A 15,268-nucleotide genomic window follows, 5' to 3' on the forward strand; every position below is an offset into this window, starting at 1 on the left:
CCCTTATAAAGTACCCAGACCATCAAAATACATTTTTTTAAGCTCTTTTCTTGAAGCTTCAGCACCTATCTGCTGGCGGTGGTCATAGATTGCCTGTGATTTTTTTCCGGCAAAATAACGTAGCTGGTCTTTGTTGTCTGTTGCTGCTTCATAAATAACTTCTGCGATCTCCTCAGGTGTGGAATCGGGATTGATCATGTCCAGCATTTTCTTTTCAACCGCATCGTAAAACGGAAGTGGCGTTATGTCCGAGTTGTGGCTGAATAATTCGGTCCTGGTAGCGCTGGGCGACACGGTTTTAACCCCAACATTAAACATGGACAGTTCGATCGACATACATTCGCTCCAGCCTTCCACTGCCCATTTCGTGCCGTTATAAACGCTGGTAAAGGGAAAGCTGGTATGACCGCCTATGGACGTAACATTAATGAACAAGCCATTTTTTGCTTTCCTGAAATAAGGGATAAACTCACGGGTTACACGCACAGTTCCAAGAAAATTGGTATCCACCTGGCGCACAATATTCTCATCAGAAAAAGCTTCTAAAGCACCCATCAGGCCATATCCCGCATTATTAATCACCACATCAATATTAAATAATGAAGTTGCTTTTGCTACAGTCGATTTGATTTGTTCCATATTGGTAACATCTAATGGCAAAAATGTTACATTTTCCAACTGCGACAGGTCGGTTTCGTTTTCCGGTTTGCGCATAGTGGCGATGACATTCCAACCTCTGGATTGAAACAGCTTTGCTGTTGCCTTTCCTATTCCGGATGAAGTTCCGGTAATGAATACTGTTTTCATGAATTTATTTTGTGTGGAACAAAAGTACCCCTCATAAAGTATATATTTGATACCTGTATACAAAAGGATACTTAAAATGATATTACAGAACGAGAAAAGACTCCAGGAAAAGATTCGCGCAATACAGGATACGATGTTTGTAATAGGTGGAAAATGGAAAATACCTGTTATCCTTTCGATTTATTACGGGAACAGGCGTTTCAACGATATCCTGGCTTCCATACCCAGGATTACCAATCGCGCACTTTCCAAAGAGCTAAAACAGCTGGAGGAAAATTTGTTGATCAGTAGGACAATCGTCAACGAATACCCCATAAGGATCGAATATGCAGTAACAGCGTACTGTTTGACCATAGAGAAAATAGCAAAGCCGATGGAAGAATGGGGAAAGAACCATAAAAAGAAGATTAGTAGGCAAAGCTAGGCACAAATCAGCCCCAAAACGGTTCGAAAGTTGTAACCTTCTCCCCGCAGATGACAAAACACCATCAATTAATTATTCTGCCAGGAAAACATATCTATTAAAATTAACGGAGAAAATTTCCCTTCCTGTTTTTTATCACCGCAATCTTCCTCTGTATTCATTAGGCGTTACGCCTAATAGCTTTTTTACATAACGGGTAAAAAATGAGCGGCTGCTGAATTCCATTTCATCGGCAATTTCGGATATGTTCAGGCCTTTGTTTTGCAGTAAAATGATGATGCGCTCTTTGGCGTGCCGCTGTATCCATTCCGAAGCAGTAATACCCGAATGGGTTTTGCACAAATGGTTTAGATATTTAGCAGTTATATTTAGCTCATTACTGTAAAACTGCACCTCACGGTGTTGCATGCAATGCCGTTGGAGTAGTTGTATAAAGCGTTCATACAAGGTTCCCGTTTGCAGGCTGTGTTTGCGTTGTTCGTATTCATTGGCAAACGTGTGCCACATTTCCAGGATGAATAATTGCATTTGCAGTTTCAGGGCCTCCTCATAAAAGCGGTGGCCGGTTTCCAGGAAGCGTTCGTTCAGTCTCTTAAAATTTGTCAGGATTTTTTCTTTGTCTTGTATGGTGATGCCCGTTTTTACCGGGTACACCCTCGAGTGTAATTGCGCATTGATGCTCCAGCTTTGATCAGGAATATTATTCATCAAAAAATCCTTTTCTACCAAAAGTACAATGGCCTGAAAGTTTTTTGAGAAATGTAAACCCGACAGCCTGCTTTCGGCAAACCAAAATAGGAACTGCCCGCCTTTGCATTCCATCAGCTGATCGTTAAACGAAAACTTAATGCTGCCCTTATGGCAATATAAATGTGTATGATATACTTCATAAAACCTTTTCGGTAGATCTGCTTCCTGTTTTACTTCCAATAACAAAATGCGGGGATCTTCTCTCTTACTCATCTGTTGTAAATTAACAAAACTAAGATAAGTGATATTTGACATTATTGGCGTAAATGGTGTAATAAATGATACCTGTACCGGTTGTAATTTTGTATCTCAATTAAGTAAGATGAATACAATCTTTAATGATCTGAAAAAGGGAACAACTGTGGGGCCACTGCATCCGCAAATAAAAGATTTGAGGGATGCCTCTTACGCCACCATCCGTTTATTAAAACAGTTAAATGCTTCTTCCAACTCCGGAGAAGTCAGAAAAATACTCGGGGAAATTACCGGCACTGTCATTGACGAAACAGTAGTTATATTTCCGCCCTTCTATATCAATTATGGCAAGCATATACACATCGGAAAAAATGTCTTCATCAATTTCAATTGTACTTTTTTGGCATTGGGAGGCATCATTATCGAAGATGATGTACTTATTGGCCCAGGAGTAAAAATACTATCCGAAGGGCACCCCTTATCGCCTGTCGAAAGGCAATCGCTCATACCGGGCAAAGTTCATATTAAACAAAATGCCTGGATCGGTGCCGGCGCCACCATTCTTCCTGCAATCACCATAGGAGAAAATGCCGTTGTTGCCGCAGGTGCTGTGGTAGCGAAAGATGTGCCAGCAAATACTGTGGTGGCAGGCATTCCAGCAAAAGCTATTAAATCATTATAAACAGAATAAGGATGAAAAAAATATTATTAATCGCAATGATGTTTCTAATAGCTGAACACGCGTTAACCCAAAGCAAAAAATCAAATTATCAAAAAATGCAAACAACAGCGCATTACACTTTTACAATAAGCGATGAAGTAACCCGCCAGAAAGTAACATTTAAAAACCGCTATGGAATTAAGCTTTCAGGCGATTTATATCTTCCGAAAAATGCCGGGAATCAAAATTTACCCGCCCTTGCCATTAGCGGACCTTTCGGAGCAGTGAAAGAGCAATCATCTGGATTGTATGCCTACCAAATGGCAGAGCGTGGCTTTGCAGCATTAGCTTTCGACCCCTCGTATACAGGCGAGAGCGGTGGTGAACCCCGTGCTGTTGCGTCCCCGGATATTAATACAGAGGACTTTAGTTCAGCAGTAGATTTTCTCGGGATTCAAAAAAATATTGACCGCAATAAAATAGGCATCATCGGCATTTGTGGTTTTGCAGGATTTGCCTTAAACGCTACGGCTATTGATAAGCGTGTAAAAGCCGTTGCCACCACAAGTATGTATGATATGAGCAGGGTAATGTCTAAAGGCTATAATGATGCTACAACGCCTGAACAGCGCACAAAACTATTAGAACAATTAGGAGAACAACGTTGGAAAGATGCAGAAGCAGGAACATTTGCTGCCGGAGCAAGATTGAACGCAGAAAAATTGCAGGGAAATGAACCACAGTTCGTAAAGGAGTACTTTGATTACTACCGCACACCAAGAGGTTTTCACGAACGTTCTCTAAATTCTGCAGGTGCCTGGAACGCCACCAATGCATTATCTTTTATGAATATGCCGATATTAAGCTACATTAAAGAAATTGCACCAAGACCAATGCTTTTGATAGCAGGGGAAAACGCACACTCGCGTTATTTCAGCGAAGATGCCTTCAAAGCGGCTTCTGAACCGAAAGAACTAATGATTATTCCTAATACTGTTCATGTTGACTTATACGACCGAATGGATAAAATTCCTTTTTGGAAACTGGACATGTTTTTTAAAGAACATCTCAAATAAAGTATTGCAGCCAACAATTCTAAAAGAAGACAATTACGAATAGTTTGTCCCTTTTCCATTTCTCCACTACATTGTGAAGTTCCTGATAAGCGCGTTCCGGATGGATACCCGGTGGTAAATGAGCCACAACATACTTAGTGAACCATTGGTCTGCCTTCCTGGATTCTCATATTTCCATAACCGCCCAGCCATCATCAGTTGGGTGGGCGCACTGCAAAATGACTCCCGGAGCTTGTTTGATCAGATCTTTTACTACTGATAAAACACCTTTGTATTCCTCCAGGGTTTGTCCTTTAACTCGCCATGTTTTTTAAAAGCAAAACTGCGGGAATATAGGAGCTGGGGCAATAGTATAATCGTACTATCTGTTACATTTGTATATGTCTGAATACCCTTCCATCATCCACAACATCCTTCAGCTCGTTGATCTAAATGAGCAGGAAATTGAATTCATCACCTCCCGGCTTGTTTTTACAACGCTTAAGAAAAAGGAATTTCTATTAAGAGAAGGAGAGGTCTGCAAGTACAAGAACTACATCGTGAAAGGCTGCCTCGTTATGTATTATATAGATGAACAAGGGCGTGAGAGGGTCATTCACCTGGCAGACCGGGATCATTGGGCTAATGATCTCTACAGTTATTTCACCGGCAAACCTGCCAGCTTCTTTTTCCAGGCCCTGGAAGACGCAGAGGTCCTTCAACTATCGAGGCCCGACCTTGATGCTATATTTGCAAACATCCCCAAGATGGAACGCTTTTTCAGGATCAGGTATCAGAATTCCCTGGTTATCCAGCAACACAGGATCATCCAGAATCAGTTCGAAACCGCCGAGCAGAAGTACCAGGAGTTCAGGCTAAAGTACCCGGACCTGGAGCAACGTATTCCCCTAAAATATATCGCCTCTTACCTTGGCATTACCCAGCAATTCCTGAGTGTATTACGAGCTAATTTTTAATGTAGATTAAAAATTGCCGTCCGCAATGGTCGTTCCTTTGAAGTACAAATATCAACATCATGAAAAATGTACTCGCAGGAACATTGCTCTTTTTGGCAGCATGTAATAATATGTTTGAGAGAAAAACATCTGCCAATGTGGCCAGGCTAAAAGCCATTATGGAAGAAACAGACAGGACCTGGAGCTTCCAGCCATTGATAGACATCTTAGCGCCCGATGTAAAATTCAAATCAACTGTACCTGATGGAACTCCGATCAGTGGGGAGTTTCGTGGGAAGGAAGCAGTGGCTCGTTATTTCAATGTGATACTGCAGGATGTGGCGGTGTTTAAGCAACAGGTGCCTATGGAGTTCATTGAAGCGGGGAACCGTGTGATTATACTGGGTGATGATGCTTATACGTTGAAGAAGACCGGGGCAACGTACAGGAGCCCTTATGCTGCGATATTTACATTTGAGGGAGGATTGATCAGGGATATACTGATCATCCAGGATTTGTCGGGGATCTGGGATGCTTACAGGGAGGGGTAGGCGATCAAACAGCTTTCTAAAAGGCGATAATCATAGATTATCGCCTTTTCATTATGCCTGCCGGTTACGCACAATACATATAGACCTTAAACTCATCAGGCTAACTGATTAAACTTTCTGAAAGGATTATTAACAAATCAAAACCACATATCCATTAGCGTTAGGATTGGTATTAACAAATTCGGATTAGGATTCCTCACTTTTATACTACTTTTCAATGTTAAGTAATTGTGATTTTTATTTTTCAAAATATTGATAATAACAAGTATAAGGTATTAACCATCCTTTAATATTAACAAAAATCGCTATGACTGCGCCTTGATGTATGTTAATTGGTTTAATTGCACTAGCTAGCCCTAATTTTGGTTAACAGTTTAGCTTAAAATTACTACCGGCCAGTATACAGTAAATACTATTTAACCTAAATCCGATTTTCCCAATTTAAGACAACCAAGTAACCCTCAGACATGTTGAGCTATCCATTTTCAACCAAGCCGCACATGCGGTTTATCATTAAAGGCGTGCCAGAAGAAGAAATTACCCTTACCACTGAAATCCCATTGCAGTATCGCCCACATATCTATCCCTATGCTCAGGCTATTCTTGAAGAATCCGCTGCGGTGAGTATTATTCACCAGGTAATGCAGATCAATGGATTCACTGTCTGCAACCATATATTCTTTGCCAGGAAGAACATAATGCTTGCTCCTTATTCTGCCGAACCTGTTTCGGCTCTTCATTTTATGATGAAAGGAAGCATCCGCTGCGAACTGGCCGATGTGGGATCTCTATGGTTACGTGCAGGACAGTTCGGGTTCTTCAATGTAAGCAACGCCAGCCATAAAGCCTGGCTGGAAAAAGGTGGAGTGTATGAATCCTTCCACATTGATTTCACTCGTGAGCAATTACTGGCACTGGCCCCCTATTCAGATCTGATCAAAAAGCTGCTGGATAAGTCGGAAAAAAACCAATCTGCCTATGTAATGCCTTCTGCGGGAATAATGATCAACCGTCTTTATGAACTCATCAATGAAATACGCCAAACCTTCCCCTCTTATAAAATGAAAGAGCTTGAATTGCCTGCTAACATCTCTTTACTAATGGCCAATGCCCTAAAGGATGCAGAGCAAAGTTCTATTTCCGTTCCAGCCAATGACGATACACTTCTCTTTACAACCATCCATGCTTACATCCTTAATAATTTATCCCGGGAATTAGGCAATGTTGAAATTGCCCGCGATTATAATATCAGCGTTTCTAAGCTTAAAACAGGATACAAAAAAGTCTATGCGGAATCACTGCAGTCGTTTGTAAGACGCGCCAGGCTGGAAACCGCCAGAGAACTCATTCTTACTACAAATCTCACAATGCATAAAATATCGGAAATGGTAGGTTACGGGGACTATGGGAATTTCAGCAGAAGGTATCGCGCTTACTTCGGGCATCCTCCCAGTGAAGTTGTACGGCGGTAAAATGTCCAATAAGACAACAAATATGTCCGATACGCTATTTTATTTTAATGTTAATTATCTCAACTTTATAGAAGAAGATACAGATGTATTAACCCGGCCTTATTTTTAGCTTGAGATATGAGCGAATATTTAACTATTGCGGCGCAGAGTTAAATACGGTTATGTTATTGTTATTACCCATCATTTCACCTTTAGAGATTACCATATAAATTAGTGTTATCCATGACTAAGGACACCCTGCAGCGCTTAGAGCGTATTGACCGACTTATCCAAACTAAAGCCACTGGAACCCCTACGAAACTAGCCAGTAGAATTGGCATATCTGAGAGATGTGTTTATAAGTACCTCAATCTGATGAAGGACTTTGGAGCACCTATTAAATTTGATAATGGGCGGCAAAGTTATTATTATGATGAAGAGGGGTATTTTAAAATCTCCTTTTTCTTCAAAAAGCATGTTGAGTTATTGATAATAATTCCATTTATACTCTAAAATTAATTTATGACTGAGGAGAATATTGTAAATATAGAAATAGATCAAACAGAGCAACCAATTAATAAACTTAGTAAGGCAGAAAAAAAAAGTGGTAAGCGAATTGGTTACAATTACATTATTCTAAAAAGCTTTAAGGAAAGCAAAAAGAATGATGTAGTCAAATGTTTATATATTAAAAGCTTATTTGATTTTGGGATTTGTGTAATCAAGGAAGGAACATATGGAGACGCGAAAGACATTCATGGCCGCGATATTAAAGATAGACTCATTTGGCAGAAAGAATTACATCAAATTTTACAGGATAAAGTACGAATACCCAAATTTCTAGGTTCGTTTGAAGAAAATGGAAATTATTATTTGGCAATTGAGAGAATCAAAGGCGAATCTTTAGGAGAATATTTTAAGAAGCACAAAGGCACAATTAGAGATTCGATTATTAATGGAACAAAAAAAGGAATGAAGATCCTAAATTTACTTATTCAAATTGCCGCAATACTGGAAAAAATACATGAACTAAGATTTATTCACAGGGATGTAACAACTAATAATTTCATCATAACACCTGGAAACAAAATCGCAATTATTGACATGGAACTAACCTATTCACTGGACAGACAATTTCCTTCCCCTCCCTTTATGCTCGGAACTAGAGGATTTATGTCCCCTGAGCAGGAAGCTGCCAATATTTATCCAAGCACTAAGGAAGACATATACTCATTTGGTATGATTATGCTACACGCTTGGTGCGACATCAACCCATTAAAACTAAATAACACTGAAGGAAAGGATGTAGAAAGAAAGGTTTCTTTCTTAATACCAGATCAAAAAATAGCTAAAATAATTACGGATTGTTTACAACCGATAAGTTCTAATCGCCCAACGGCTAAAGGGATCCAGGAAACCCTTATAGAATATCGAAAAGATCTAAAATCAAGAAAAAGCAGAAAACTGTCAACCAAATCCTATTATTCAAATGAAGAGATTCTTGAAACATTGCAGAAATCGATTTTTTCACTAGAAAGTCCATTATTCTTCACTGAGGAAAAAGGTTGGTTTTCTGAGAGTATGCGGCAAGACCCAACTCCTAAATTAGATAATGATAAAATTACTAAGGCTTGGTACGCCAGTTTCAGTAAAGGTATCGCAGGCATACTTTATTATCTTAGTATTGCAAAAAAGGCCGGCTTGGATATCTCTCCAACTCAAAAAGCTACTACAGTTGGAATGCAATTAATTATTAATAAATACTCCGACAGATTAAATAACTCAAACCCAGGGCTACATTTTGGATCAGATGGAATTGCCTCTACATTGTCGTTCGCATTAAACACTGGCTTAATTGAATGGCAGCCTAACTATGACACTTGGATTGCGCAATTATTGGAAAGACGGTTAGAGAATTATGGAATTGCAACTGGAATCGCCGGTCAAGGCATTGCAAACCTACATTGCAAAGATTATAATCCCAAGGCAACTATTATTCGGCTTGAACAAATTGTTGGAAATATTTTGGAAAGACAAGAAATAAAATTGGGGGGGGATAAAGAGAAGAATCAAAGTTTGGGATTTCTTCATGGCGATGCAGGAGTGATATTTTTTCTACTGGAATTTGGTCGAACATATCAACATAAAGGAACATTACAGGTTGTAGAAAGAAAGTTGGAAGAACTAATGAAAAAGGTCAGGAATTCAGAAAAAGGGAAGTACCTACAGAATGCTAAAGCTCAAAAAACTGGACATGGATGGGGTGAAGGATTAGCAGGGATCGCTTTTACCTTCTTAAGAGCATATGATTTATTTCAGCATCCAGCGTACAAAGAATTCTCAAAAGAAATACTATTCAATATTCCAGAAAAAATCTTGATAGGAAGCCTTAGTCAGTATGCTGGTTTAAGTGGCATAGCTGAAGTTTATATAGAAGCTTCTAGAATTTTGAAAGAAGAAGAATGGAAGAAGCGAACTGATCACATCGCTCAGCTCATAATGAATCTGAAAAAAGTACATCCGAAATATGGCCCATATTGGCTAGTTGAGAAAGAAAGGCAGCCTGTAGGGAATTTTATGATTGGCACAAGTGGAATTCTTCATTTTCTTACCCGGTATGTAAATCCAGATCTTATTCACTTCCCTTTATTTCCAGAAAAATATAGCTTCACTTCATAAGCACCTTTGTTCCATTTAAATCCAAACGGTAGTACTTATCCCGTTTAACATACAACGCTTGAAAATTGTTTTCCTTGCGATTAGAACCAACATGGATCATTTTCCAGTTAAAAAGTGGGGAAATATGTTCAATGACAGCATGTCCCGTAATAATAGATCTTACACCATACTTTGACAAAGCAGCATTAATAGTTTCTTCCTCATCTGTCCCAGAATCGTGTCCCCTTAAATTGAGTGGAGACTCAACGCTATTATATATTAATTGGAGAAGTGGGTCAGAAAACGTTCTATTAGCATGCATATAGTATTTTCTTGCTGCATCATTAATTTCTTTCAGGTTAAGATCAAAATTCAATAACTCCCTGGAAATGCCGCCGTGAACGAACAGTAAATCTCCTATTTTTTCAATAATGTTTTTTGTTTTAAGCCATCTCCATATTTCCATATTACCATCAAACAAGGTAATGTAAGCATTCCTACCCTTTTTTAGCTGATTTGCATATCTTGGCTGCAGCTCTCTCCAAGCTCCATTCAAACTAACAATTTCATGATCCCCAAGAATAAAATGCACATATCCTCCATACTTCTGTGCCTTACCTTCCAGTCCATATAAAAACCACAGGCTCTCAACAAATTGCTCACCCTGGTCAAAAAGATTTCCCAAGATAACGAGATGTCCATCTTCAAAAGTCCAGTTCAATTGTGAATTAATTACCCTTGCCTTCTGAAGAAGTCTGCTTAATGCAACAAAATCTCCTTCAATATCTGAAAGTATAAATAATTTTTTAGGCTCTGGGTATATTGCTTGCTCTACTGTCAATTGCGACTTTAATACAACTGAAAAATACCCATCTTTATCAGCAGCCTCTTGCGGTAATTCTAAAGGTAACCTAGCATGGAAGCCCATATAAATTGCTTATAAATGTTTATTAAAAAAATTATGTAGATCTTGCTTAACGGTTCTAGGATATGCATTTACCCTTTTATATGCCTTTCCCTCGAACGTGTAATAAATGGCAGGATTAGCTTCAAACAAGTTAAATTTTGCCGCCAAATTAATGCTATCTAATATTAGCTGCCCCGGAATTATTGGAAGCTCTCCCTTCCTCTCCCTAAAATATGAATTAACTGTTTTTCTCCCTGCTGCCATCGAAATAACAATTATGCACCTTTCATCAAGACGATCCTTATAACTAAGAATACTATCAATTGTCTTATCCAAGCAGGAGGGACAACTCTCTCTAATTGGAACAATGAGAAAGGCAAGGGAATCTCTCAATTTTTCCCCGGCAACTGCTCCGTAAGTAATCGCTTCCAATTGTTGGAAAACAGAATCCTGCTTCCCCGGTTCGTCAATCCAAAAAGCATTATTCCTGTTGCTCACCCCACTTTCCTTACAGGAAAGGAAACCTAATAAGCATATTAAAACGCATATACAGATATTTACTGTTTTCATGTAATACTATTTTTCTGTCAAATTTGTTCTCCTTTCATCTACATACTCTAATCGAACAAAATGGATCGCCTTTTCATCATTATAATTAGTTCTTGTATAAATTGCCCCTTCAGGAGTAATAAATAACTGTACAAAGCTTATCCCTGAAGGCAGTTCAGATTCCCCAATAATTCTAAATGAATCATCAAAAATTAACACATATCCCTTACTGGCAGCTTTCGTTGTATCTTGCCTATCTTGTCTAATTCTAGATGAACCAGTCGTGAAGAGCCTAAGGTATCTTTTATGAGCTTGATCATAAAAAACAGGACCGTATCTACCGCTCTTTGCGTAATGATCTCCCTCTTCCCTTCTATCTTCTACTACCTCTCCGGCAAAAGGCTTAATATCAGCTACTTGCTGCTGGCTTCTTCCCCAAAAAGACCTGCTTGTATCTACTAGGTCAGTTACGTACATATTAGGATCGGCGGAAAAACTCATTACAAACTCTCTTTTTTCATTTATACAATAAGAGAAATTCAAATAATAATACCCAAAATATCCTTCCTGGTATACTTTAGGAAAACTATAGATTAAAGATGGTTTCTCCTCTTTCTTGTTGAAACAATAAACCAATCTCAAATTTTGCTGGGCAGATAAGGATCTTGAGGTTGCATAAGCAGGCCGGATTGAGGAGTAAAGAATGTCACCATCGAAAAAAGGAGGGGCTGTATTATCCAATCTTGTCTGGAAAAGGGATGAAAGGAAATCACTTCCAAGATGCTTACGCCCCTTTTCTTCAAGCAGTTTTATACTAGATTTTATTGCCCCAGAAGAATCCATCACATATAAACCATGCCTCGTTGCTGTTAATATAGTGTCAAGTTTCCAGCAATAAGTAGTTACATTATTCATCTTTTTCCCGACCAATGAGTCATGCAAATATATTCTTCTCTCTAGATTGCCTGTTTTGACATTGTAAATACAAATGGAATGTGACATTTTATTTAGGAAAGCAGCGTACGTCGTACCTCCATCCTGAAACACATTAAAGGAATTAATAAGATGATAAAAGTCATCGGGTAAAGAAAAGTGTAAACTATCGCGAGTAGCTTTTAAGCCTATTTTATTATAGTCAGGCTCATAATATATATACTGACTCTGTAGCAAAGTAGTCGGTCGATAAGATTCTTTACATCCCGTAGAAACTAATTGAAAGAATATGCACAGAAAAGAAAATCCGGATAAAGCTACAAATTTCCGTGTTTTAACATAAGTTACCATGGCCAAGTTATTCCTAATTGATTGATAATTAAAGCTGGCCTAAGATATCTTAGACCAGCTTCAGTAAATAATTAAACAATTGATTAGGTATTAGTCCGCAGTAGTGCTATACTCTGTCGGATTGCCATTAACTCCTGTAAGGGTAAGAAGGTCTGTACCAGAAGCAACGCCAGTTACTGAGTAAGAACAAGTTTCTCTCACAACTTGATCAATTGTACAAGTTAATGGAGAAACGTCATTTGCATCAATAGGGAAGCTTTCTGGAATTAATGTTCCATTAATGGCGTTTCCTCTTGCATTTGCAGATTGAGAGCCTAAGATAGTAGTCACGCCCGCTGCAGCAACGAGCAGCATGCCTACAAAAGAGTACCTTTTCATAAATTATCTTTTTAAAGTGAGAAATAAGAAAATAATTACAATACAAATCTACCAGCGTTGGCTGCACAAAACGTTCAGTTTTCTACATTTTTCTCACTTTAAAAAATTACTCTTTCCTATTTGTGAACAATAGGTGCCTTTCACCCTTCGAATTAATTCTATAAAAATCTTGATCCACTATATATAGCATCTCAGAATTACCCCTGGAATGTTTGGTATCGGTATTAATTACTTTTCCATTGAACAAGGTGCTTATTGTATCAGCAACTATCGTATGCCCAGTAATGATATGAGAAACATCAAATTTCCCCAAGGCTTTATCAACCAATGGTTCCAAATCCTGTTTCTGATCTTTTTGATAATAACCTCTGAACCAGAAAGGGGAATATGTTCCATTGAACAGAATACTTTGTACCTTACCGCTATCTCTCATCGCCTCGTATTGCCGACTGTAGAATTTTCGAGATATATCGTTTATCTCTGTCACTGGCAAATTCAGATCAACCACTTCACTACTGATCCCTCCATGTACAAACAATAAATCTCCTATTTTTTCAATTACATTTTTGGTGCGGATCCATCGTCCCAACTCACTTTGCTCATTATATAAAACTGAATAGGGTACCCCCATCAATTCTGCATTCTCAAGATACTTGGGAACTAAATAGCGCAAATCTCCACTTAAATTCAAGATTTCGTGGTTTCCCAATACAAAGTGAACATATCCACCTTGGGACTTCGCTTTTTCCTCCAGGATATATAATAACCATAAACATTCTGTTACTTGACTACCGCGATCAAACATATCCCCACAAAAAACCAGATGACCATCACCAAAAATCCAGTTGAACTGCTTATCTATAATTTTACCGGCCTCTAATAGCTTACGTAATGCATTGAAGTTCCCTTCAATGTCAGACAATACCATTAATTTATTTGGCCTAGAGAAAATAGATGGTTCTACTTTAAGTTCACGCTTCAACTTAATATCAAAATTTTCAAGAAACTTATCAGTCCCGGATAATAGAGCCTGTTCGTGCGTATTTTTTCCCCAAGACAATTCTTGTTTCGCACTCTTATTCAAAGAATAGGATATCAGAGAATCTCCTTTATGCAATACATATGGACCATCTTTAGTCAAGGCTAATTGATGATCAATAAAATCAGTAAGAGATCCTTCTCCGTCATCCAGAGGATCTGCAGCCGTTAAACGAACTATACGGCCTCGTTGATCCACAACTATCAATGAATATGAATCACTTAATCCATATGACTCATCCGCTCCTGTTTTGAGATCCTCTTCCAAAACAAATAGCTGTTCTGCCCCCTTTACACTTTTCCTTCCTTCCTTTAGTGCCTTTGCCCATTCCTGTTCATCTTTTACTCTAGCAATATCTAATACAAGCAAGCTCGTATCATATTTAAACTTGCCTAGAATATTTTCAATCATACTTGTAACTCCTGGGCAATCCCTACAGTTCTGTTGGTTAAAATAAAGCACAATACTTCTGTTCTTTGTTGGATTCACCCAGAATGAACCATTATTATTCCTCAAAAGTGAGAGTAATGGTATAGCATTCTCGGTTCCTTTTAAGAGCCCCAACTCCCTATCCTGGTACTTCTTTACTTCTTCCTTAAACATACTTTTAGCTGACGACTGATAATACTCGTTAACCGCTTTCTCGAAAGGAGGATACATTGCAAGCCTACGAATTCCAACTGATGTGAACAAATATCTCAATGCCGCATCCAATCTTTCCCCTGTATAAAGTTCCTTCATTTTGTTGTACTTCATTTTCCAAAATTCAAATTTTGCATCTCTATCGCTTCCTCCTGGCGAAAATTCAAAATTATGATCCCTCACGATTTCCGCCTCCGCAAAAAGATATAAGGGATGTGCCGATGAGGCAATTGCAGTTTCGGAACCAAGCCATAATGCTTCTGGCCTTCTGATTGTTGAATCATAAATTTCGTTAAACTTCTGAGCATTAATATTTAGTGCTTTTCTTTTGTACCACAAAGCCATAAATTTAACCAGTCTATCTTTCTCCATAATAGAGTAAAAAAAAGATTTCATGTATCTCGTGGAATAAAGGGATAGTTTAGATTCATATTTCTTAAGGATATCATTGGTAATCGTTCTCTTAGTTTCAAGATACCGGTCCCATTCCAGATAATCATCTAATGAATTTGTACTAAAAGGAGAGGTATTAGCCGGCTTTTGCAGTTTAGCCCAATCACCAAAAACTTCTTGGTAAATAATTATTTTTTCAGAGCCTACACCAGAATAAGATATATTATCCCCTTCCATTGTTATCCTAATACTATCTCCAGGTTCAATCAAACTTCCAACTATTGTCTTATCAAAAAAAAGGGTTTGAAACAGTATCGGTGCCGAAGTATTTACCTTCCATTTAAGCGTTTGACCATTCCTAACAGGCGTTGAGGCATTCCAATCAGCCCTTTGGACAAGGCCTGATCGATCAGCTTGAACCCATTTTAGTTCTTGCAATGGAACCTTCATTTCATTAGGAAAAGAAACTTCGAGTATTGCTCTTTTCTTCTCTAAGTTTTCATTTGAAACCGTCCCGAATAATAATAAACAACTAATAAGTGGAAACAACATAATGACAACAGTTTTG

At 38.5% G+C, this 15,268-nt stretch carries 15 protein-coding genes; 8 read left to right on the plus strand and 7 right to left on the minus strand.

Going from position 1 to position 15,268, the window contains the following annotated elements; genetic code table 11:
- Nucleotides 1-3: 3 nt before the first annotated feature.
- Nucleotides 4-807 (minus strand): SDR family NAD(P)-dependent oxidoreductase, encoded by an 804-nt coding sequence (locus BUR42_RS19095; protein ID WP_074243096.1) that lies wholly within the window; start codon nucleotides 805-807, stop codon nucleotides 4-6.
- A gap of 76 nt (nucleotides 808-883) precedes the next feature.
- On the opposite strand from BUR42_RS19095, the gene BUR42_RS19100 reads away from it, so the two are divergent.
- Nucleotides 884-1,231: a winged helix-turn-helix transcriptional regulator gene (locus BUR42_RS19100; RefSeq protein WP_074243097.1), complete on the plus strand. Its 348-nt coding sequence runs from the start codon at nucleotides 884-886 to the stop codon at nucleotides 1,229-1,231.
- Between the two features lie 135 nt (nucleotides 1,232-1,366).
- On the opposite strand, the gene BUR42_RS19105 is transcribed toward BUR42_RS19100, so the two are convergent.
- On the minus strand, nucleotides 1,367-1,939 hold the full coding sequence (locus tag BUR42_RS19105; protein WP_234979719.1) for a helix-turn-helix domain-containing protein: 573 nt from the start codon (nucleotides 1,937-1,939) through the stop codon (nucleotides 1,367-1,369).
- A 364-nt stretch (nucleotides 1,940-2,303) separates the two neighbouring features.
- On the opposite strand from BUR42_RS19105, the gene BUR42_RS19110 reads away from it, so the two are divergent.
- The 7 genes from BUR42_RS19110 (at nucleotide 2,304) to BUR42_RS19150 (ending at nucleotide 9,529) form a co-directional block, all read left to right on the plus strand.
- Nucleotides 2,304-2,858 carry a DapH/DapD/GlmU-related protein gene (locus BUR42_RS19110; RefSeq protein WP_074241027.1) on the plus strand — a complete coding sequence of 185 codons (555 nt, stop codon included), beginning with the start codon at nucleotides 2,304-2,306 and terminating at the stop codon, nucleotides 2,856-2,858.
- A gap of 11 nt (nucleotides 2,859-2,869) precedes the next feature.
- The gene (locus BUR42_RS19115) at nucleotides 2,870-3,913 is read left to right on the plus strand and encodes an alpha/beta hydrolase (RefSeq protein WP_074241029.1); all 1,044 of its coding nucleotides are present in this window, start codon (nucleotides 2,870-2,872) and stop codon (nucleotides 3,911-3,913) included.
- A gap of 380 nt (nucleotides 3,914-4,293) precedes the next feature.
- Nucleotides 4,294-4,869 (plus strand): Crp/Fnr family transcriptional regulator, encoded by a 576-nt coding sequence (locus BUR42_RS19125; protein ID WP_074241031.1) that lies wholly within the window; start codon nucleotides 4,294-4,296, stop codon nucleotides 4,867-4,869.
- A gap of 59 nt (nucleotides 4,870-4,928) precedes the next feature.
- Nucleotides 4,929-5,399: a nuclear transport factor 2 family protein gene (locus tag BUR42_RS19130; RefSeq protein ID WP_074241032.1), complete on the plus strand. Its 471-nt coding sequence runs from the start codon at nucleotides 4,929-4,931 to the stop codon at nucleotides 5,397-5,399.
- A 500-nt stretch (nucleotides 5,400-5,899) separates the two neighbouring features.
- Nucleotides 5,900-6,871 (plus strand): helix-turn-helix transcriptional regulator, encoded by a 972-nt coding sequence (locus tag BUR42_RS19140; protein ID WP_159442303.1) that lies wholly within the window; start codon nucleotides 5,900-5,902, stop codon nucleotides 6,869-6,871.
- 222 nt (nucleotides 6,872-7,093) lie between these two features.
- Complete coding sequence (locus BUR42_RS19145) at nucleotides 7,094-7,363, plus strand: HTH domain-containing protein (RefSeq protein WP_074241038.1); 270 nt, start codon at nucleotides 7,094-7,096, stop codon at nucleotides 7,361-7,363.
- A 9-nt stretch (nucleotides 7,364-7,372) separates the two neighbouring features.
- Nucleotides 7,373-9,529, plus strand: coding sequence for a lanthionine synthetase LanC family protein (locus BUR42_RS19150; protein WP_074241040.1), 2,157 nt, complete (start codon nucleotides 7,373-7,375; stop codon nucleotides 9,527-9,529).
- On the opposite strand, the gene BUR42_RS19155 is transcribed toward BUR42_RS19150, so the two are convergent.
- The 5 genes from BUR42_RS19155 to BUR42_RS19175 form a co-directional block, all read right to left on the minus strand.
- Nucleotides 9,519-10,436, minus strand: coding sequence for a metallophosphoesterase (locus BUR42_RS19155; RefSeq protein WP_074241041.1), 918 nt, complete (start codon nucleotides 10,434-10,436; stop codon nucleotides 9,519-9,521). The two genes, BUR42_RS19150 and BUR42_RS19155, sit on opposite strands and share 11 nt — an antisense overlap.
- A gap of 9 nt (nucleotides 10,437-10,445) precedes the next feature.
- Nucleotides 10,446-10,985 (minus strand): hypothetical protein, encoded by a 540-nt coding sequence (locus BUR42_RS19160; protein ID WP_074241043.1) that lies wholly within the window; start codon nucleotides 10,983-10,985, stop codon nucleotides 10,446-10,448.
- Between the two features lie 6 nt (nucleotides 10,986-10,991).
- A complete protein-coding gene (locus BUR42_RS19165; protein ID WP_074241045.1) occupies nucleotides 10,992-12,248 on the minus strand; it encodes a DUF4221 family protein in 1,257 nt (418 codons plus the stop codon).
- Nucleotides 12,249-12,338: 90 nt separating this feature from the next.
- Complete coding sequence (locus BUR42_RS19170) at nucleotides 12,339-12,626, minus strand: hypothetical protein (RefSeq protein WP_074241046.1); 288 nt, start codon at nucleotides 12,624-12,626, stop codon at nucleotides 12,339-12,341.
- A gap of 106 nt (nucleotides 12,627-12,732) precedes the next feature.
- A complete protein-coding gene (locus tag BUR42_RS19175) occupies nucleotides 12,733-15,252 on the minus strand; it encodes a metallophosphoesterase (protein WP_234979721.1) in 2,520 nt (839 codons plus the stop codon).
- Nucleotides 15,253-15,268 lie beyond the last annotated feature (16 nt).

The sequence above is a fragment of the Chitinophaga niabensis genome, from assembly GCF_900129465.1.
Taxonomy (GTDB): Bacteria; Bacteroidota; Bacteroidia; order Chitinophagales; family Chitinophagaceae; genus Chitinophaga; species Chitinophaga niabensis.

What these genes read in the sequence shown, in the direction of transcription:
- BUR42_RS19150 (WP_074241040.1), top strand. Translation starts at nt 7,373, where the DNA reads ATGACTGAGGAGAATATTGTAAATATAGAAATAGATCAAACAGAGCAA.
- BUR42_RS19105 (WP_234979719.1), bottom strand. Translation starts at nt 1,939, where the DNA reads ATGAATAATATTCCTGATCAAAGCTGGAGCATCAATGCGCAATTACAC.
- BUR42_RS19095 (WP_074243096.1), bottom strand. Translation starts at nt 807, where the DNA reads ATGAAAACAGTATTCATTACCGGAACTTCATCCGGAATAGGAAAGGCA.
- BUR42_RS19170 (WP_074241046.1), bottom strand. Translation starts at nt 12,626, where the DNA reads ATGAAAAGGTACTCTTTTGTAGGCATGCTGCTCGTTGCTGCAGCGGGC.
- BUR42_RS19115 (WP_074241029.1), top strand. Translation starts at nt 2,870, where the DNA reads ATGAAAAAAATATTATTAATCGCAATGATGTTTCTAATAGCTGAACAC.
- BUR42_RS19140 (WP_159442303.1), top strand. Translation starts at nt 5,900, where the DNA reads ATGCGGTTTATCATTAAAGGCGTGCCAGAAGAAGAAATTACCCTTACC.
- BUR42_RS19100 (WP_074243097.1), top strand. Translation starts at nt 884, where the DNA reads ATGATATTACAGAACGAGAAAAGACTCCAGGAAAAGATTCGCGCAATA.
- BUR42_RS19165 (WP_074241045.1), bottom strand. Translation starts at nt 12,248, where the DNA reads ATGGTAACTTATGTTAAAACACGGAAATTTGTAGCTTTATCCGGATTT.
- BUR42_RS19145 (WP_074241038.1), top strand. Translation starts at nt 7,094, where the DNA reads ATGACTAAGGACACCCTGCAGCGCTTAGAGCGTATTGACCGACTTATC.
- BUR42_RS19160 (WP_074241043.1), bottom strand. Translation starts at nt 10,985, where the DNA reads ATGAAAACAGTAAATATCTGTATATGCGTTTTAATATGCTTATTAGGT.
- BUR42_RS19110 (WP_074241027.1), top strand. Translation starts at nt 2,304, where the DNA reads ATGAATACAATCTTTAATGATCTGAAAAAGGGAACAACTGTGGGGCCA.
- BUR42_RS19130 (WP_074241032.1), top strand. Translation starts at nt 4,929, where the DNA reads ATGAAAAATGTACTCGCAGGAACATTGCTCTTTTTGGCAGCATGTAAT.
- BUR42_RS19125 (WP_074241031.1), top strand. Translation starts at nt 4,294, where the DNA reads ATGTCTGAATACCCTTCCATCATCCACAACATCCTTCAGCTCGTTGAT.
- BUR42_RS19175 (WP_234979721.1), bottom strand. Translation starts at nt 15,252, where the DNA reads ATGTTGTTTCCACTTATTAGTTGTTTATTATTATTCGGGACGGTTTCA.
- BUR42_RS19155 (WP_074241041.1), bottom strand. Translation starts at nt 10,436, where the DNA reads ATGGGCTTCCATGCTAGGTTACCTTTAGAATTACCGCAAGAGGCTGCT.